Here is an 18,816-nt window from a genome sequence, read left to right as displayed (position 1 = left end):
TCCTTCCCCGTAGAAGGGGAGCCGCCGCATGCCCGACCAGGCCATCGCGCCGCCCACGACGGGCCACGCGTCGTCTCAACTGCCCCACGTCATCCTCGACGCCTACAACGCGGAGCTCCGCGACAAGGACGGCTTCGTCGGCGACCGCGCGAGCAAGCGCGCCTTCCGCGCCATTCTCGACGACTGGCGGGAGCGGCTGCACAAGCTCGGCGACGAGGACCCGCTGGGCGACACGGAGACCGAGGAGGTCTCCAACCGGCGCCTCGAGAAGCTGCTGGCCGACGAGCGGCCGGAGGCGGCGGCGCTCATCCATGGGGTGCTCGAGGAGTTCGCCCAGGAATTCGCGACCGTCACCCGCCGCTTCCTGCGCCACAAGGGCTGGAAGGACACGCAGCGCATCGTCGTCGGCGGCGGGCTGAGCGGCAGCCGGATCGGCAAGCTCGCCATCGCCCGCGCCTCGCTGCTGCTGAAGGCCGAGGGCCTCGGCGTCGATCTGGTGCCGATCACCCACGAGCCCGATGAGGCCGCGCTGATCGGCGCCGCGCAGCTCGCGCCGAGCTGGGTCTTCTCCGGCCATGACAGCCTGCTGGCGGTGGACATCGGCGGCACCAACATCCGCGCGGGGCTCGTGGACCTCAACCTCAAGAAGGCGCCGGACCTCGGCGCCGCCAAGGTCGTGGGACTGGAACTGTGGCGCCACCGCGACGACGAACCGACCCGCGAGGAGGCGGTGGCGCGGATCGTCGCCATGCTGCGCGGGATGATCGACCTCGCCGAGGGCAAGCACCGCTCCCTCGCGCCCTTCATCGGCATCGGCTGCCCCGGCATCATCCGCGAGGACGGCTCGATCGACCGCGGCGGCCAGAACCTTCCGGGCAACTGGGAGAGCAGCCGCTTCCACCTGCCGAGCGCGATCGCCGAGGCCATCCCGGAGATCGGCGGCCACCCCACCGTCGTCATCATGCACAACGACGCCGTGCTGCAGGGGCTGAGCGAGATCCCGAACATGACGGACGTGGAGCGCTGGGGCGTGCTGACGATCGGCACGGGGCTCGGCAACGCGCGCTTCACCAACCGCAGGTCAGGCTGAGGGCGGCTCCCAGAGACGGGGCTCGGTGTCGCTGGCGATGTAGAGGGGATGGCCGGGCTGCCCGTCGGCCGTGACCTTGAGCGCGAGCGGCCGCGCCCCCGCCCGCGCCAGGATCGCCGCCAGCGCCCGCGCCCGCCCGCGCAGCGGCTTTGTTGCATCGATCGGAGCGTTGGACACATCTCTCCCAATGGCCCTGACAATCAGGTGGTGCGCACGTACTCCGGGCGACCCAGGTCCAACATGCGGTTCAGCACCTCGGCGGCGAGGACCATCTCGGTTGCTTGCCGTCCGTCCATTTGCGAGCGTAGGCCATCCCCAATGACGCGTTTCCAGCGCGACACGTCAGCCTCGACCAGGGCACGCCAGTTGTAGCCAGACGCTCTCTGCCAGCCCATGCGGCCGCGCTCGGCAATGGTCTGCAGGTGTTGATCACGCGCTGTTGGATCAGTCTCAGCTGACGCGCTTGGCACGGCGCTGGACCGCGGTGGCACGATGACCTCCGCCTCTGGGTGACAGGCCGTGACTTCGGCATAGACGTCGTCACGGTCGTAAGCCCCATCAGCGGTGAAGGACGCGACGGATCCCTCCACGCTCTCGAGCAGCAGACCAACTTGCCCGCCATCATCGGCATCGTGGCCCGTCAGTACCGAGGCGACGATGCGCCCCGTGTCGGCGTCGGTGGCAAAGTGCAGTTTGCGCCACGACCAGCGTCGTCGTGTCCCGTGCTTCTCGGTGAGCCACTCGCCAGGCCCGCAGAGCCTCAATCCCGTGCTGTCCACCAGCAGGTGCACGGGCGCTTGCCCGCCACGTGCACGCGGCACCTCGAGCGTCTCCGCACGGCGGCTCAAGGTTGTGTGGTCGGGCACGGGAAGGTCCAGGCCAAGCAGCCGCAGGACCGAAGCGATCAGGCCCGCCGTCTGGCGCAGCGCTAGATGGAACACGGCACGCAAGGTCAGCGCAGTGGCGATCGCCAAGTCCGAATAGGACCGCTGCCCGCCGCGGTTGGTCCGGGGCGCCGCCCGCCACCCCTCCATGGCCTCCTCAGTAAACCACACCGTCAGGCTGCCACGAGCACGAAGGCCCGCCTCATACGCGGGCCAGTTCGTGACCCGATGCCGCTGCCGCGGGATCCGGTGGCGCCGGTCCTTGTTCACCTTGAAGGGCAAGGGCGGTGTCCCCTATCGATCAGTGGGGCGCTCTGGCCCTATCCTACCCTACTTTGGACTCAGATCTGATCCATGCACCAAGGTCGGTTGGCGTCAGTGACCAGCCCCCACGAGGTGGCCCAGGCCGATTTTTAGTGGAGCATGGCCTTGGTCTGCGCCCCAACTCTGGTCCGGGCTCTATGCAAGTTCTCGGGCTGGTTGAGCTTGGTTAGCGAAGGCGTTCGGGGTCAAGTTCCCGAGCGCCGAGTGGGGTCTCTCCTGGTTATAGTGGCACCTCCATTCCTCGATGCGGGCCCGGGCATCGGCCAGGGACAGGAACCACGAGGCGTTCAGGCACTCGGCCCGGAGGCGGGCGTTGAACGCCTCGATAAACGCGTTGTCTGTGGGTTTACCGGGGCGCGAGAAGTCGATCTCGACCCCGTTCAGGTAGGCCCAGTGGTCGAGCAGGCGACCGGCGAACTCCGGCCCATTATCAACCCTCAGGCTCTTCGGCTTGCCCCGGAGCCGCACGAGCTGATCCAGAACCTCGACCACCTGCGCTGCCCTGAAGTTGGCTCTCGGATGCGCTGAGAGCCCCTCTCGCGTATGGATGTCCACCACCGTCAGGATCCGGATCGGGCGCCCGTCGAACAGCTGGTCCGACATGAAGTCCATCGCCCAGATCTCGTTCGGCACCGTCGCGCCCGGCCGCCCTTGCCGGTAGCGCCAGGCCCGCTTGCGGCGGGGCAGCGTGGTGCGGATCGACAGCCCTTCCTCGGCGTAGAGCCGGTGGACGCGCTTATGGTTCACCGGCTACCCCTCGCGCCGCAGCAGCACATGCAGGCGACGGTAGCCGTACCGGACCCTCACGGCAGCCAGATCGCGCAGACGCATGCGCAGTTCGACCTGCGGGTCACGCCGGGACCGGTAGCGCTGCGCAGATCGATGGAACCCCGTCGCCGAGCAGGCCCGACGCTCGCTGATCCGGTAGCTGCCAAGCAGCACAGCCACCACCTCGCGGCGCAGCGCGGGCCTCACCATTTTTTTCGCAGCACCTCCTGCAGCATCGTCTTGTCGAGGCTAAGGTCGGCGACCAGTCGCTTGAGCTTGGCGTTCTCCTCCTCAAGCTGCTTCAGCCGCCGGATCTCCACCGTGCCCATCCCGGCGAACTGCTTCTTCCACCGGTAGAACGTCGGCTCCGAGATCCCGAGCTTGCGGCAGATCTCGGCTACTGCCGTGCCGCTCTCCGCCTGCCTCAGGGCAAAGGCGATCTGTTCGTCCGTGTACCGTTTCTGCTTCATGGCACCGCCCCCCTCCTCGGGGGCTTACAGTGCCCGAAAAACTTGCGCTCCCGCCGGACCAGTTTCAGGGGTCAGGACCACGAGAACCGGCCGGGAACCCCTTCGACCCGTCGAAGAGGTGCCTGTCACCGAGCAAGGTACGAGATCCTTATGGCAGGCGGGACCTCAGGCCCTCGCCGTTGCCCGCGACTTGGATGCTGGCGGCTTGGCGGCAGCGCGCCGGGGCGCCTTCTGCACCTCCTCCACCTCTTCACCCTCGCTACCCTCGTCAGGTGCATCGAGGCCCTCGGCTATCTCGCTGAGCAGGGCGTCCGTGCGCTTCTCCTCGTCCAGGGTCTCCTCCAGAAGCTCCTCTGCATCCTCATGGCCAAGCTTGCGCGCCCAGGTCTTGAGCAGGCCGTAGCGGGCGATCTCGTAGTGCTCAATGGCCTGCGCACAGCCGATCAGCACGTCGTCCGCCGCCTCAGTGCCACCGAAATCCTCCAGGTCCTTCTCCATCTCTGCAATCAGGCCCTGCATTGCCTCGCAGGTCTTTGCGCGAGGCGGCTTGCCGATGATCTCGAACACGCGGACCAAGCGCTCGACCTGAACGGCACTCTCCTCGGCATGCTTTGTAAAAGCGTCCTTCAACTCGGGAGAGCGCGCGGCCTTGGCGGACTTCTTCAGTCCCCGTACCGACTGCTTCTCGGCGTAGTAAACGTCCTTGAGGGTCTCGTGAAAGGCATCAGCAAGGGTCTTCTCGGCCATGGTCGTCTTTCCTTCTCACACGGAACCTAGTGCTGTTCTTTTGGTAAGGGTGCAACGCACCAAACGGGCAAGTGGTCGAAGGGACCGGCGTTCAGAGGCGCCGCTCCGCAACGCTGGCCAGCGGAGCTCCGATGAGGCAGTGCAACTCCGTTACGTCAAAAGGCAATCGCGCCTGCCTCGCAGTTTTTGCACCAACACCTCTTCGATAAGGTGCAGGCCAAAGCGGCGGTGGACTGACGCCCTCACGGCGGCTCTTTCGGTCTCCTTCAAGTCCACACGAGAACTAGCGCCGCCGATGCTGGGAGCGAGGGTCCGGTCCATCCCGACGCCACCAGCGCCCCACGCCAGGATGTCCGGTCATGTGCGAGGCAGGAAACTAGCGCTACTCCCACTCGATGTGTTGCATTCTTCCGGGTCAGGAACGCGGCCCATGTCGGACCAAACGAAGACCATCAACAACTTGTTCCAGCTTCCGACCTTTGACCCGGAAACGGGGGAGATCATGGCCGTCGTGGAAACCCCGAAGGGAAGTCGAAACAAGTACAATTACGACGACCGGTGGGGCGCTTTCCGGCTGGGTGGCGTGCTCTCCGAGGGTATGTCGTTCCCCTACAGCTTTGGCTTCATCCCCTCCACCCTGGGTGAGGATGGCGACCCCGTTGACGTGCTGATCCTACTGGATGTCCCAGTGGTGGTTGGATGCTTGTTAACTGTGAGGCTTCTTGGCGTGATCGAAGCTGAGCAGCAAGAGCGGGATGGAGCGCATTCGCAACGACCGGCTGATTGCGGCAGCGACCCATGCACACACCCACGAACACATCAAAACGGTCGAGGATCTCCCTGGCTATCTCCTGCGCAAGATCGAAGGTTTCTTCGCGCAGTACAACCAGCTTCGGGGCAAGCAGTTCGAACCCCTGAGACAAGGTCGCCCGGAACGGGCACGAATTGTGTTGGAGCGCGACATGGAGGCGTTCCGCAGCAAGGCCAACTTACCCCCCCGTGAGAGATGATGGGGCAGGACGGGGCCGCTAGAGACGTTGGCACTGGATGGGCTCTCCACAGTCCGACATCGCGTGGCTTCGATTCCGCTGGACGTATTTCTAAACAGAGACACTACCCACTTGTAGTGAAGGTACAGCCAAAAGCGTGTACGCTGTAGGAGCAGTATGGTGCGGACCCATGATGGTTCCGCCGTAGGAGCCCGCCGTGACGAGCCAGTCGCGAATGACCTCCAACGAGTTCCTCCAAAGCCAGGACACCGTCGGCCATGTAGACACCCTCTACCAGGATGGCATCACCGGCCTGAAAGGCGCTTTCTCCCGCGAGTGGGCCGAGCGGATGCGTGAGGACATGATGACCGCTTTCTGGGCGGCAATTCAGCGCCCGGGCGGCGCGGTCGGCCGAGGTCCCCGGCGCTGGTACGTCGAGATCCACCCGCAGGACTTCAGTGGCTTCGTAGACCTCGTGACGCACCCATGGGTTACGGGCTTATGCGAGGCGGTTCTCGGTCCGCGATACGAGATTGTCGAGATCGGCTTCGACACCCCCTTCCAGGGCGCCAAGAACCAGCCCTGGCACCGGGACTTCCCCTCCCCTCCCGAGACCTACGGGCAGCGCCGGATCACCTCGCTAGCCTTCAACCTTACGGGCGTCGATGTGACTTCGGACATGGGCCCATTCGAGGTCGCGCCCGGCACGCAATGGTTAGACGGGCGCGAATGGAAGCACGAGATGTTCCCGCCTCAGGAAGTCTGGCCGCAGTTCGCCGAAAGGGCCGTGCGCAAATACCCCCAGATGGGCGACATCTCCTGCCGCTCGGCGGTGACGATGCACCGTGGCACCACGCACCTCTCGCCGATCTCGCGCCCGGTTCTGGTGCTCGGCGTGGACGCCCCCGGTGCCGGCCACGCTGCCCTGCATGACCTGATGGTCACGCAGGACTACCACGATACCCTGCCGGGATCCGTGCGCGACCACCTTGTCTGCCGGATCGTCGACGAGCTCGTACCCGTCACTCAGAAGCACGACATCGAAGGCTTGGTGATGGGCGTCGAGTGACACTGCTTCGACGGTCAGCGCCGGCGAGAGGGGGTGACACTCCGTCGTCGGCCACATGCGCAAGCTGTCGAAGCTGTTCGACCGCGTCTGCAGCTTCTTCGGGCACAGGTCTGCACGCTCGCCTCCGGGAACACAGCCAGGATGGCATCAGGAAAGCCATTCAGCCCATCGACGACGGCCAGCAGGGTTTGGGGGCACTGCCACAAACCGCGACACCACGGTTCTTGAGCTCGTTCATCACCTGGAGCCAGAACTTGGCGCCCTCGTTCTGCTCGAGCCAGAGGCCGAGGGTCTTCTTGCCCCTGTCGGCCCGTACGCTGAGGGCGATGTGCACGGCCTTGTTGCGGACCAACCCTTCGTCCTTGATCTTGACCCTAAGCGCATCGACGCACACCAGCGGCTTGGGGCAGTGCCCCGAGCCGGTTCCAGCGGCCGGGCCTGCCAGACGGTGACGTCCTCCAGCACCGCGTCCGTCACTGCGCTGATCAGGTCCGGCGAGACCTCGATGCCATACGGGTCGCGCAGGTGCCCCGTGTTCTCGCGGGAGCTCATGCCGGGCGCGTACATCGAGACCGCTGTTCATCAAAGCCGGGGAAGCGGCGTTGCTACTTGGCGATGAGCTGCGGATCGAAGCTCGCCGGCCGGCCCCGGGGCACCTCGCGCGATCCACCCGGTGTCGGTCACCACCGACTTGCGACCGTGCCTGTTCCGGCGGTTGCCCTCCCCAGCCTCGCCAGCCAGGTGGTGGTCCATCTCCGCGTTCGGCACCCGCTCGGCGAAGGCCCTCTTGAGCTCATCCAGCAGGCCGCCCTGGTCGAAAGCCGTTCGGGCATCCGAGCTGCCAGCAACTGGTCCAGAACAGCATCCGGCATCCGAGGCTCTTTGCATCGAGGCATGGGGAAACACATCGCCCCACAATGCCCAAACACACACGAGATTTCTGACAGCACCCCTAACTGGAACAAGGGGATGAGTGTGACTACTTGACGGTGCTTGCCTCCAGGCCCCGCTTTCCTTGCACCACCTGCATGGTCACCACCTGACCTTCTGTGAGTGGTCCTAAGCCGCTCCGTTCCAGAGCTGTGGCGTGCACGAACACGTCCTTTTCCCCGTCGTCTCGTGTGATGAAGCCGAAGCCCTTCTCGGCATTGTACCACTTCACCGTGCCGCGGACTTCCTCACCTTGGCCAATCTGCTGCGTCGGGGAGCCCAGTGCGGCCCGAGGCTCGCGAGACCTCGCCGCCTCTATACTTCCAACCTCAAGCACTTCGGTAACCTGCGGCCCCCGCTCACCTCCACCCACCCTCACCCTGAGCCGAGTGCCCGGGGTCACCGCATCGGCGCCAGCCTGCTGGAGGATCCTGATATGCAGGAAGGCGTCACCGGAGCTGCCGTCCAGTGAGACGAAGCCAAAGCCTCGCTCGGCATCGAACCTCTTCACCACCGCGCCAAACTCCGGATCTGACGAGGTGGAGGGCTGCCGTGAATAAGCCTGGCGTTCAGGTGGTGCATAGCTAGGCGCCGCCCAGCCGGCGTCCGAGGACATGTCATCATCGGATCCGCGCTTGCGGGATTTACGGTCACGTCGCCAGTCAGACATCTCTTGAGCTCGATCTTGAAAACGGGGGAAGCAAACCGGCCAGATCTGCTCCAGGTGGAGCTTCGCACTTGCCAATGCCCCAAGGTGGCATCCACCATCCTGGAGACAAGGACGAGTTATCCACATTCCCCGGGGACAGCTCTGTGGGCATCTTGCAGGAGCCATCTGAACGTCACGGTTCCGGTTCGTGCCGAAGGAACAGATAAAGCTCCCTACCGTCAGGGTTCTCCGCTGGTGCAGTGGCACTCCACCCGATCCGCTGATGCTCCGCACACGTCGCGCTGTGCGCCTCCCCCGGCGATCTCTGGCGCAACAATCCGACCAAAGTTGTTCCTGATCGCGCGGAAAACTCCGCCAGTTTCAGCACGCGATACAGCATCGGTGAGGATCGTGCAGCAGCTGTGGCGAAGCGCGGCGATCGTGCCACGCGGCGTGGTGTAGGAGCGGTGCTCCTCGGCGGGCTGAGCCGCCGTGTCAGGCTGCCGCGGCGGGTAGGCTGACGAAGGCAGTGTCGCTCACGGCGCCGATGGTCTCCAGCGTCATATAGCGCGAGCGCTGGGTCGTGTCGCCGTTGGTGGTGTAGGAGGCGCCGCCCGGGTTAGGGCGGCCATCGTGGTGACCCTCGGTAGGGTTGGGTTGTCGAGACCTGACCTGAACCTTGGAGGCCACGATGACCGACGAGAGGATTGCCCCTCGCGAGCTTTTGGAGAAGGGCTCCGACGCGACGTTTCTGCATGAGATGATCGGCTCTGCCGCTCATCGGCTGATGGAGCTGGATGCGGAAGGGGCTTGCGGTGCTGGCCATGGCGAGTGCAGCCCTGAGCGGGTGAACCAGCGGAACGGCTATCGGGAGCGGGACTGGCAGACCCGGGCCGGGCCGGAACGGTGGAGCTCAGTATCCCGAAGCTTCGGCGCGGCTCCTACTCCCCGGCTTTCCTGGAGCCCCGGCGGCTGGCGGAGAAGGCGCTCACGGTGGTGATCCAAGAGGCCTACGTCCAAGGCATCTCCACCCGCTCGGTGGACGACCTGGTCCGCGCCATGGGGATGGAGGGGATCAGCAAGAGCCAGGTGAGCCGCCTTTGCGGCGAGATCGACGGGCGGGTGCAGGACTTCCTGAGCAGGCCAATCGAGGGCGACTGGCCGTATCTCTGGCTCGATGCGACCTACGTGAAGGTCAGGGAGGCGGGCCGGATCGTCTCGGTGGCGGTCACCATTGCGGTGGGCGTGAACAGCGACGGCAGACGCGAGGTGCTCGGCATGGCGGTGGGCGCCTCCGAGGCGGAGACCTTCCGGACGGAGTTCCTCCGCGGCATAGCCCGTCGAGGGCTGCGCGGCGTCAAGCTCGTCATCTCCGACGCTCACGAGGGCCTTAAAGCCACCGTCGCCAGGGTGCTCAGGGCCACATGGCAGCGGTGTCGCGTGCATTTTGGCCGCAATGCGGCCGCCCACGCGGGCAAGACCCAGCGCCGCATCGTCCCCGCCTGGATCGGCACCGCCTCCGCCGCCGGCTTGCCCTGCGCTGTCAGCACCTCGACATGCCGGAGATTGGCCACCGTCTCCTCGGGCTTATGCGTCCTCCTCGGGCCCATACTCAGCCTTCTCAAAACAACGACCGGACCAGATAACCTGCGGACCGCTTCTACGGGGGCATGTCACTCGCGCAGCATCGGAAGGAGGTCTGCAGTTACTGCTTCTACGGAGGCCCTGAAAAGCACACTCCGCTGATCTGAGCGCCCTGTGTAGGTCTTCGCGTCCTCCGCTCTGCGGGCGTCACCCAAGGCGCTGCCCCTGCCTGTGGGCGAAACACTCGGAGTTGAGACGCTTTGTCCTGTCAGGTTGATAGGCTGCTCTGCTGGCATTTGCCGGCAAGGAGAAGTGCCGTGTTGGGACAGGGAATTTTTGGGGGCCGCGATCAAGCATTGCCTACAGAGGTAGCTGTTTACCTGTCAGAGGCCGACGGAGGAGCATTGATCGGTGTCGTGGTGGCACCCGATTTGAAACGAGAAGCTCCGCCGCCCGGCGATCTTCCAACAGGTCCGGGGCTTGTGTGCCGCCCAGCCGAAGCAGCGATCAACGATGGCATCAGGAAGTCCCAGCAACTCCAGGCACCGCTCGTTATCGTGGATCCCTACGGCGTATGGAACGCAACATGGGGAGAACTACGCTCTCACTGATGTCGGCGAGGCAAAACATGGCGCACACTAGCTCGCAAGAGCCAGTAGGCACGCCAATAGACAAGCCTTGCAAAAGGGAGTGCCGACCTTGCCGCGTGACAAGGTCGGCTAGGCGTCTAGTCGTCGACTGAGCCTGAGACCCCCCAAGCTTGGCCCAGCCTATCGGTAGCTTCGCCGACCATGGCCTCGGTGGTGATCAGCAGCCCGGCCACCGATGCTGCATGCTGGAGCGCGGCACGGACGACTTTTGTCGGATCGATGACACCCGCCGCGACCAGGTCCGTATAGGTGCCGGTCTGCGCGTCGTAGCCAAAGGCGTAATCGGCATTCTCCAGCACCTTACCGGCGACCACCGCACCATCCTCTCCGGCGTTCTCGGCAATCTGGCGCAGCGGTGTGCGCACCGCCCGTCGCACGATTTCGATGCCAAAGCGCTGGTCACTGTTCGCCGGATTTAGGGCAGCAAGGACGGAGCCAGCGCGGGCAAGGGCGACGCCACCCCCTGGAACAATCCCTTCCTCCACCGCCGCACGGGTTGCGTGGAGTGCGTCATCGACCCGGTCCTTACGTTCCTTTACCTCAACCTCGGTGGATCCACCGACACGAATTACCGCAACGCCGCCCGCCAGCTTAGCGAGACGCTCTTGCAGCTTCTCACGGTCGTAATCCGAGGTCGTCTCCTCGATTTGCGCCTTGATCTGGCCGATGCGAGACACGATGGTCGCTTTATCACCGGCGCCATCAACGATCGTTGTGCTCTCCTTTTCAATCCGCACGTTCCGAGCCGTACCGAGCTGGGCAAGGGTGACGTTCTCAAGTTTGATGCCGAGGTCCTCTGCGATGACTTCGCCTCCGGTGAGTGCCGCGATGTCTTCCAGCATGGCCTTGCGGCGGTCACCGAAGCCCGGAGCCTTGACGGCGGCGACCTTCAGCCCTCCGCGCAGCTTGTTGACCACCAGTGTTGCAAGCGTCTCCCCCTCGATGTCCTCTGCGATGATGAGCAGTGGGCGCGCCGATTGGACAACAGCCTCGAGCAGCGGCAGCAATGCCTGCAACTGCGAAAGCTTCTTCTCGTGGATTAGGATGTAAGGGTTATCCAGGTCGACGATCATCTTCTCGGCGTTGGTGATGAAGTAGGGGGAGAGGTAGCCGCGGTCGAACTGCATGCCGTCGACCACCTCGAGCTCTGTCTCGATGCTCTTGGCCTCTTCGATCGTGATGACCCCTTCCTTGCCAACCTTCTCCATCGCAAGGGCAATCATCTCGCCGATTTCGCGCTCACCATTGGCAGAGATCGTACCGACCTGTGCCGTCTCGGCCTTCGTCGTGATCGTCCTAGTGCGCGCCGCCAACTCGGCGACGACGGCTGTCACACCAAGGTCAACACCACGCTTAAGATCCATCGGGTTCATCCCGGCGGCGACAGCCTTTAAACCCTCGCGAACGATCGCCTGACCGAGCACGATGGCGGTTGTTGTGCCGTCTCCAGCAACATCGTTCGTCTTCGAAGCCACCTCGCGCAGCATTTGCGCACCCATATTCTCGAACTTGTCAGCCAGTTCGATCTCTTTGGCGACGCTGACACCGTCCTTCGTAATGCGAGGAGCGCCATAGCTCTTGTCGAGAACCACGTTGCGGCCCTTCGGCCCCAAGGTGACCTTCACGGCGTCTGAAAGAGTATTAACGCCGCGCAGCATGCGCTTACGCGCGTCTTCGCCGAAACGAACATCTTTGGCGGGCATGGGTCTGGTATCCTGCTAAACTGATCGGATCGGTATTGCGAAGGTGGGTTTCAAGCGGCCTTGCGGAGCACGGCAGGGGCGCCATCAAGCACGCCCAGCAGATCGGACTCCTTCATGATCAGAAGGTCCTCGCCCTCGACCTTGACCTCCGTGCCAGACCACTTACCGAAGAGCACGCGATCGCCGGGCTTTACATCCAACGCTCGGAGCACGCCCTTCTCGTCTGCGAGGCCAGGGCCAGCGGCGACGACTTCCCCCTGCTGCGGCTTGTCCTGAACCGTGTCAGGGATGATGATCCCGCCCGAGGATATTGCCTCGGCCTCGATGCGGCGAACGACGACACGGTCGTGCAATGGGCGGAAGTGCATAAGAAAGGTCTTTCTCGAACCAGCCGTGACTGGTCTGCTTGCCCGATCTCGTGTCGCAAGCCGGTCAACAGCTTGGCACTCTACCCCGGGGAGTGCCAACACCCTAGGAGCCTCTCCCTATTTTTACAAGGAGAAAGCAAGCGGGAGAGGTAGGTCTTCCTCATCCCGGCAACCGTTCTCACCGTGGGGGGGGACAAAGATGGCCTTGATGCTCGTTTCATCGGGTGACGGAGCGGCGCTGGCGATCCGTGACCATTTGCTGCCGCTTGTGCGCGAGCGCGGTGCACTTGAGCTACAGAGAGACACCGTCCGGTTGGTGGTACTGCGAACCGGTGTTTGGGCTATTGAACATTGGACGCCGTTCAACGAATTGAACTCGGGCGAGGGTTCATCGCCCGGCTATCGCCACGCCCTCGAGCGGCAGCACACAACTTCGGATCTGCTCTACGGGCTCGACGTCTGGCATGCGCGGACAATGGTGCTGCGCGTTCTATGGGCGGACGACAAGCCCCCAGAGGTGTCGTATTTCAGCCGTGGAATGTGGGAGACCGAAGCTTTCCTGCTGTGACTTCATCGTACGCGCCTGGCGAGGACCGCACGCTGCGGCGCGGCTGAAGCCGTCCTGTGTTCGTGCGTGCGCTCCTCTGAGTGTCGGGCAGAGTGGGGATGTGGGTGGAGATCAGGGCCATGGTCGAGCGTTGACGGCGCCGGCGATCGGAGCAGACGTTGCGGATCCCGGTTATCATCAGAATGCCTAATGCCGATCCACTCTGTGCCCCATTCCATGCCTTTCAGCCCCATCCGACACTTGCGCCGAAGCGGCCGCTCGCACGAAGCCAGGACCAGAATGGAACTCCAGTGCGTCCTTACACGAATGACAAGGATGCGCTAACCGTACGTTGGCCCACCGGATGGCACAGCCTGCCCGGCATAGACAAGGCGAACCGACCTATGTTCGACGAACCCGGCTTTCCAGGCGACGCAGAATTCGACCACACTGCGCCCACTCTAGACACTTTCGTATACTGCAGTCGGGCCGCCGAAGGCGTGGACGATATCGAGGTCGACCGCATCATTGAGCGGTCTCAGCGCCGCAATGTCGACCGCGACATCACCGGGGTGATGGTTTTTGGCAGCGGCGTCTTCTTCCAGTGGATCGAGGGGCCGCCTGCCCAGGTGGAGAACCTGATCGCGAGCCTTCATGGCGACCCGCGCCATTACGACATCGTCACACTGAACCGGGGTGTGGAGAAGCGCGAGCGCCTGTACCCGAACTGGGAGATGGAGCGGGTCGGAGCCGACGACATCCGCGCGGTGTTGCAGGAGGCGCTCGAGAGCGCCGAAGACGAAAACAACATCGCGGCACTAAAGCGTATCCTCGAGCATCTCGATTCGGGGCCACTGAATACCCTTCATCCTTCTGCCACGAAGTGGAGAGACACGGACAACTCTAAGCTGGGGCCTCGGTAGGGGCGTTGAAGCTCCCATAGCAGCCAGGAGCTCGCTGGAGCTGTCTGGAGTGAACAGTGCGGGCGCCAGAGAGAGCCAGCTTCGGGCTGCGGCGCGGAGGCGAGGGCCACCGGCAACGCGCCTGGCCGAAGCTCACCGCGGTTCATCCCTGACCGCGCGGGGTGATGCGTCCCAAGCCCGCGAACTCGCCCTCCGCGTCTTCACACACAACCTCATGCTCCTCGCCGAAGCGGTATAAGCATTTCAACAGACCAAACACCTAACAAAACGGGTTCCTGAGCGTTCTGAGGTGCATGGCGAATCCCTGGTTCCGGATGATCTCTGGGCGACGATCGAGCTTCGGGTCGCGTGACCATAGAACTGCCGCTAGCCGACTGCGTCTTCACACTGTTCCGTGCAATGAAGTCCCTCGCCGACTGTCTTCATGCCCTGCACCATGTAACGGTCAACGTTCAGCGACGTGCGGCTGACAATATCTGCGCCGACCGCCGTGCCGACACCTTCCACCTCGACAAAAGTCCGGCCACCGACGAGCACCAGAAGCGCTGGATTGAGCGAGGCTCGGCGTGCCTGTTTGATGGTCTCGGTCAGACGCACCAAGCTATCCTTGCGCCGGAACGCTGCGCTCAACGACAGGTCGAGAACGTCGATCCAGCTTGCTGACAGGAGATCTCCCAGAGCCCGATCGGTGGCAGGGAACTCAGACTGCGGCGACCACCCCTCGCTCCACAGCCACTCAGAGTCGAGCACCGCCACGAGCTGATGCAGCTCGCCCGGCGCAGGCACAATAAGGACCTTCGGTTGTACACTACTCACCACCGACCGGCGGGTATCGGCACCGAGCAGCCGGACTGCGGTCTGTATGCGGCAGAGGCCAAGCGTCACCTCGACCTCGCTGCAGAAATCATCACCCCATAGGTCACCCAGCGCCCGAGCCGCGGGCTCGAACAGGGGCGCGAAGAGGTGCCGGCCTTCAACGTCCTTGCCGCGCAGCTCTCTTATCAGGCTCAGCGACGCTGCCTGATCCGACGCCACCAGGAGTTCTGCGAGTTCGGCCGCACGAGGGTTCACCGGCACGTCCTCGGCATCTGCCGCAGCCGGTTCGTGGTGATGCAGCAACGGAATAACCGTCTTCAGCAGCACGTCCTTCAGAATTGACACGGTGGTGTTGCCGAGCGGCTTACCCGCCAGTGACGTGGCGAGTGGGCTGTCGCCTGCGGCGACCGGCAGCGGCATCAGCTTTGCCAGAAGACTTGGAGCGGAAGCGGGCCGGCGGCGCAGGTCGTCGATGATCGCGCGCGGCGGTTCAAGGACGTCGCTCTGCCAGAGGGCAGGATTGGCCCCTCGCGCAGCAAGCTTCATGTCCCAACCGCTGAAACGGCGCGTCGGCGATGCGTAGTGGGTGAGCACCTCGAGATCGGTGTGCCGGCGGTCGTTCTGGATCGATCCCATCACTCGCTTGACGCCCTCTTCCGGCCCTTCGAGCCACTGGAAGAACTGGCGTTCATCGTAGAGGACCACGCCGGTGATGCCTTCGCGTCCGTTGCGCGCCTGTGCCGTTCGCATGAGACGCTGTAGATCTTGATCGGAAAGGGGCGCTACGGCGCGGCTGCGGTACACGATGGTCGATACGTCTCCGGCCGTTGTTGCAGGTGCGAACGGGCGCTCGGCCACGGAACTCGACGCAAACGCCATGTCTTCAGCCCTTTCTGGCTTTGCTTCCCAAACGAGGTCGACAGGACACGGACGCCAAGTCACGGCTGGAGGTAGCTAATTACAGAACCTTACTAGAGCACACCGCCCGGTAACCTCCGCAAGAAGCGGTCTCTGGGTTCGTCATAATCCTTCGCATGCGGATCTCACGAACCGGACGGCCCGGGTGACGCGCATGCATTCCGCCCGCTGCTCCCATCCCGTCGGCAGGCCCCCTCAGGCCACCGCCTCGGCGACCTTCCTCACCAATTCATGCGTGGCTCGCTTCAGCAATCGGAGCTTCCGGTTCAGCAAAGCTGCTGTCAAGAACGATCCTCACTGACTTTATTTGGTGTTGCTCTGATCGGGCAGGGTACGGGAACGCTTAGGATTGAGACGGACGAACTCAGGGGTGAGCGCATTTGTAAACCTTGTATTGGTGAAGCATGCCGGCATCTCGAGATGCAGCGCTCGAGGAGCAGGACCTTGTGGACCTGGGCAGAATCAACTCCTACGGCGTGGTGACCCTGATCACGGAGGTCAAGCGGCGGACCAACTTCAGCTTCATCTGGGACGTGTCCAACGCCGAGAACGGCCTCAGCGTCTCCGCCCTCGCCACGGGTTCGCAAGGCAAGTGAGCGCGGGGATCAAGCCGCAATCCTGATTAGGCCGAGGAAGCGGGATCAGGAGCTAAGCGGAGGCCTGACGCACGCAAGACAATGTGGTACTAGCGTGTACAATGAACTCCATCGAACAAGCTGCCAATGCCATTCGAGATCTGCTTGGAAGCACCCTGGACGATTGCGCCAGGGCTCTTGCCCGCGGCGACGTGCAGGTGGCTCAGCGCGATCTTCATGCGGCAATGGAGCAGCTACGCCGAATCCGGCGCGATCTGGCTGAGTAGCCGCTGCAACAAGGGCACGGCCGTCAGTTGGACGTGGACGTGGACGTGGACGTGGACGTGGACGTGGACGAAGAAGGTTGGGTTCAGTGTCGAAGCGTTCCAACCAAGCGGAACGCAACTCCAGGTCATAGTTCGAGTAGCGACCCTGTTGCACGAATCGAGGGCTTGGAGGGACTGCGTTGTAAGGATCGGCTTGCAAGCGCAGTGAGCCCCAGGAGCATTTCGGTCACGTGATGCGGACATACTCCGGACGTCCAAGCTCAAGCATGCGGTTCAGCACACCCACAGCGACGGCCATCTCGGTCGCACGGCGGTCGTCGGTGCGCGAACGCAGCGCGCTACCGATGACCCGCTTGAACCTGCTGATGTCTGCCTCGACCAGAGCACGCCAGTTATAGCCCGAGGCCTTCTGCCAGCCCATGCGCCCATGTTTCGCGATGGCCTGAAGATGTTGGTCCCGCTGGGTTGGCGCCGTCTCGGCCGTGGCGCTCGGCACCGCACTGGAGCGGGGCGGAACGATCACGGTAGCTGCGGGATGCCGCGCCACCACCTCACAGTAGACGGCGTCCTGGTCGTAAGCCCCATCGGCGGCGATCGAAGCGATTGGGTCCACAACCTGGTCGAGCAAAGGCCCAACCTGCGAGGCGTCAACAACGTCGCTTGCCGTCAGGGTAGACGCGACGATCCGCCCGGTGTCGGCGTCCACGCCGACGTGCAGCTTGCGCCACGACCGGCGCGTCCTGCTCCTGTGCTTCTCGACCAGCCACTCCCCAGGCCCGCACAGCTGCAGCCCCGTGCTATCCACCAGTAGGTGCACAGGGCAGCTGCCGGGGTAAGGCCGCGGCATCTCGAGTGTCTCGGCCCGGCGACTGAGCGTGGAGTGGTCCGGTACGGCCAGATCGAGACCGAGCAGGGCGAGGATGGAGCCAATCAGGCCCTCGGTCTGGCAGAGAGCCAAGCGGAACACCGTGCGCAAGGTCAGGGCCGTGGTGATCGCCAGGAAGGAGTATCGCGGCTGCCCGCCCCTCGTGGTCCGAGGTTCTGCCTTCCAAGCTGAGATCGCCGCTTCCGTGAACCAGATCGTCAAACTACCGCGCCCGCGCAGAGCAGCGTCGTACCCGCTCCAGTTCGTCGCCCGGAACCGCTGCTTAGGAATGCGATGGCGGCCGTCGGCATTCGCCTTGAAAGGCAAGCTCAGGTCCCTTCGAGGATGGCAGGGCATCGTTCCCTACCATCCTACCTCGGGCGCATCGCCAAGCCGACCGGTGCAACACACCCTGCCACAGTCCCTGTCGAGCACCCGCCCCAACCACCGGCGGGTGGACAGTACGGGGTTGAAGCTGAGTGGAGCGGGCGATTGGCTCGTTGAGAAGCACGGGAGCAGGGCACGCAACATGCGCAATCACTTATTTCGCTGCAGGCGCAGCGCTACTTCGGTCATTGGCTATGCGCCTTTGCATGTCCAGGGACGAGCAACGGTGTGATACCCAAATATCAGGCGAGTTGGCGCGAACAAAGCCACAGCATAGATGCTTCGGCTGTTGCATCAGCCGCGATGCTGAACCTCCCGCCTCCGTTGAAACGGGGTGAGCAGCGAGTGCGTCAAGCATCGCTGCCTTGCGCCGTCTCATACTGCCGAGCAGATGTTCCGATCCGTCCAGACCCGCCACAGGCGAAGGACTGAAGCCGTGTCTGCAAGGCAGGGACCAGCTGACGATGTGTCAGGACATAGGCGCGCCGGTATCAGAGCGGCTTGAGTGCGCGGGAAGGATCGAAATGCCAGTACAAATTTTCGACGTGAAGCCTGAGATCGCCGCTGGTTCGCGGGTGGACGAGGCGCGGCGTCGTGCGATGGTGGAGGAGGCGGGTCGGGACCCGGAGGGGTTCTGGCGTCGCGAGATGGGGCGGATCGCCTGGATGCGGGCGCCTCGTCGCATCAAGAACACGAGCTTCGAGGGCGACGTCTCGATCCGCTGGTTCGAGGACGGCGTGCTCAACATCAGCGAGAGCTGCCTCGACCGGCACGTGGAGGGCGGGCGCGGCGACCAGGTGGCGATCCTCTGGGAGGGCGACGACCCGAACGCGGACGCGCGCGTCACCTACCGCGACCTGCTCGCCCGCGTCTGCCGGCTGGCCAACGCCATGAAGGCGCTCGGCGTCCGGCGCGGCGACCGGGTGTCCATCTACCTGCCCATGATCGTCGAGGCGGCGGTGGCCATGCTCGCCTGCGCGCGCCTGGGCGCCGTGCACTCCATCATCTTCGGCGGCTTCTCCCCCGACAGCCTCGCCAGCCGCATGCAGGACTGCGAGAGCACSCTGCTGATTACCGCCGACGAGGGCCGCCGCGGCGGGCGCACCGTGCCGCTGAAGGCCAACGCCGACGAGGCGCTCCGCTCCTGCCCGACCGTCAAGGCGGTGATCGTCGCCCGCAACACCGGCGGTGCGGTCACGATGCAGGAGGGGCGCGACCACGACTGGGCGACGCTGTGCGACGCGCAATCCGCTGAGTGCGCCCCCGAGCCCAT

Annotated in this window: 15 protein-coding genes and 4 pseudogenes; 9 read left to right on the top strand and 10 right to left on the bottom strand. The window is 64.1% G+C overall.

What is annotated here, in order from left to right; all coding sequences use genetic code 11:
* Positions 1-28: 28 nt before the first annotated feature.
* Entirely contained in the window at positions 29-1,090 is a 1,062-nt protein-coding gene (locus tag EAH89_RS24650; protein WP_140886367.1) for an ROK family protein, read from the top strand.
* On the opposite strand, the gene EAH89_RS24645 is transcribed toward EAH89_RS24650, so the two are convergent.
* From EAH89_RS24645 to EAH89_RS24630, 4 genes and pseudogenes are all read right to left on the bottom strand, one after another.
* Positions 1,082-1,267 (bottom strand): hypothetical protein, encoded by a 186-nt coding sequence (locus EAH89_RS24645; RefSeq protein ID WP_140886366.1) that lies wholly within the window; start codon positions 1,265-1,267, stop codon positions 1,082-1,084. The two genes, EAH89_RS24650 and EAH89_RS24645, sit on opposite strands and share 9 nt — an antisense overlap.
* Before the next feature lie 23 nt (positions 1,268-1,290).
* Entirely contained in the window at positions 1,291-2,256 is a 966-nt protein-coding gene (locus EAH89_RS24640; RefSeq protein WP_140886365.1) for an IS5 family transposase, read from the bottom strand.
* A gap of 177 nt (positions 2,257-2,433) precedes the next feature.
* Positions 2,434-3,536: pseudogene (locus tag EAH89_RS24635) on the bottom strand (IS3 family transposase).
* Between the two features lie 165 nt (positions 3,537-3,701).
* Complete coding sequence (locus EAH89_RS24630; protein WP_140886364.1) at positions 3,702-4,283, bottom strand: YciE/YciF ferroxidase family protein; 582 nt, start codon at positions 4,281-4,283, stop codon at positions 3,702-3,704.
* Here EAH89_RS24630 and EAH89_RS33550 point away from each other — a divergent pair.
* The 3 genes and pseudogenes from EAH89_RS33550 to EAH89_RS24620 form a co-directional block, all read left to right on the top strand.
* Positions 4,282-5,022 (top strand): annotated as a pseudogene (locus tag EAH89_RS33550) (inorganic diphosphatase); the annotation flags it as partial. The gene EAH89_RS24630 and the pseudogene EAH89_RS33550 sit on opposite strands and share 2 nt — an antisense overlap.
* A gap of 16 nt (positions 5,023-5,038) precedes the next feature.
* Positions 5,039-5,293, top strand: a complete 255-nt coding sequence (locus EAH89_RS33200) for an inorganic diphosphatase (RefSeq protein WP_161993740.1) — start codon at positions 5,039-5,041, stop codon at positions 5,291-5,293.
* Between the two features lie 196 nt (positions 5,294-5,489).
* Positions 5,490-6,341 (top strand): phytanoyl-CoA dioxygenase family protein, encoded by an 852-nt coding sequence (locus EAH89_RS24620; protein WP_206667669.1) that lies wholly within the window; start codon positions 5,490-5,492, stop codon positions 6,339-6,341.
* A 104-nt stretch (positions 6,342-6,445) separates the two neighbouring features.
* On the opposite strand, the pseudogene EAH89_RS24615 reads toward EAH89_RS24620, so the two are convergent.
* Positions 6,446-7,237 (bottom strand): annotated as a pseudogene (locus EAH89_RS24615) (IS256 family transposase); the annotation flags it as partial.
* Between the two features lie 83 nt (positions 7,238-7,320).
* Positions 7,321-7,887 carry a cold-shock protein gene (locus EAH89_RS33195; protein ID WP_277753890.1) on the bottom strand — a complete coding sequence of 189 codons (567 nt, stop codon included), beginning with the start codon at positions 7,885-7,887 and terminating at the stop codon, positions 7,321-7,323.
* A 724-nt stretch (positions 7,888-8,611) separates the two neighbouring features.
* Here EAH89_RS33195 and EAH89_RS24605 point away from each other — a divergent pair.
* Positions 8,612-9,444 (top strand): annotated as a pseudogene (locus EAH89_RS24605) (IS256 family transposase); the annotation flags it as partial.
* A gap of 787 nt (positions 9,445-10,231) precedes the next feature.
* On the opposite strand, the gene groL reads toward EAH89_RS24605, so the two are convergent.
* Positions 10,232-11,857 (bottom strand): chaperonin GroEL, encoded by a 1,626-nt coding sequence (groL, locus tag EAH89_RS24600; protein WP_140886361.1) that lies wholly within the window; start codon positions 11,855-11,857, stop codon positions 10,232-10,234.
* 50 nt (positions 11,858-11,907) lie between these two features.
* Entirely contained in the window at positions 11,908-12,225 is a 318-nt protein-coding gene (locus EAH89_RS24595) for a co-chaperone GroES (RefSeq protein ID WP_140886360.1), read from the bottom strand.
* 199 nt (positions 12,226-12,424) lie between these two features.
* On the opposite strand from EAH89_RS24595, the gene EAH89_RS24590 reads away from it, so the two are divergent.
* Complete coding sequence (locus EAH89_RS24590; protein WP_140886359.1) at positions 12,425-12,793, top strand: hypothetical protein; 369 nt, start codon at positions 12,425-12,427, stop codon at positions 12,791-12,793.
* A 383-nt stretch (positions 12,794-13,176) separates the two neighbouring features.
* Positions 13,177-13,695 carry a BLUF domain-containing protein gene (locus tag EAH89_RS24585; RefSeq protein ID WP_140886358.1) on the top strand — a complete coding sequence of 173 codons (519 nt, stop codon included), beginning with the start codon at positions 13,177-13,179 and terminating at the stop codon, positions 13,693-13,695.
* Positions 13,696-14,061: 366 nt separating this feature from the next.
* On the opposite strand, the gene EAH89_RS24580 is transcribed toward EAH89_RS24585, so the two are convergent.
* Positions 14,062-15,390 carry a BLUF domain-containing protein gene (locus EAH89_RS24580; protein WP_140886357.1) on the bottom strand — a complete coding sequence of 443 codons (1,329 nt, stop codon included), beginning with the start codon at positions 15,388-15,390 and terminating at the stop codon, positions 14,062-14,064.
* Between the two features lie 485 nt (positions 15,391-15,875).
* Here EAH89_RS24580 and EAH89_RS31510 point away from each other — a divergent pair, with 485 nt between their 5' ends.
* A complete protein-coding gene (locus EAH89_RS31510; protein ID WP_161993739.1) occupies positions 15,876-16,025 on the top strand; it encodes a hypothetical protein in 150 nt (49 codons plus the stop codon).
* A gap of 492 nt (positions 16,026-16,517) precedes the next feature.
* Here EAH89_RS31510 and EAH89_RS24575 read toward each other — a convergent pair whose 3' ends face one another.
* The gene (locus EAH89_RS24575) at positions 16,518-17,483 is read right to left on the bottom strand and encodes an IS5 family transposase (RefSeq protein WP_140886356.1); all 966 of its coding nucleotides are present in this window, start codon (positions 17,481-17,483) and stop codon (positions 16,518-16,520) included.
* Between the two features lie 584 nt (positions 17,484-18,067).
* Between EAH89_RS24575 and EAH89_RS24565 the strand changes: the two genes are divergently transcribed.
* On the top strand, positions 18,068-18,816 hold a 749-nt coding region (locus EAH89_RS24565), incomplete at its 3' end, for an AMP-binding protein (RefSeq protein ID WP_140886354.1).

The sequence above is a fragment of the Muricoccus nepalensis genome, from assembly GCF_006438825.1.
GTDB classification, from domain to species: Bacteria; Pseudomonadota; Alphaproteobacteria; order Acetobacterales; family Acetobacteraceae; genus Roseomonas; species Roseomonas nepalensis.
The sequence above is the reverse complement of the archived record's forward strand: the minus strand, read 5'-3'. Positions and strand labels throughout refer to the sequence as shown.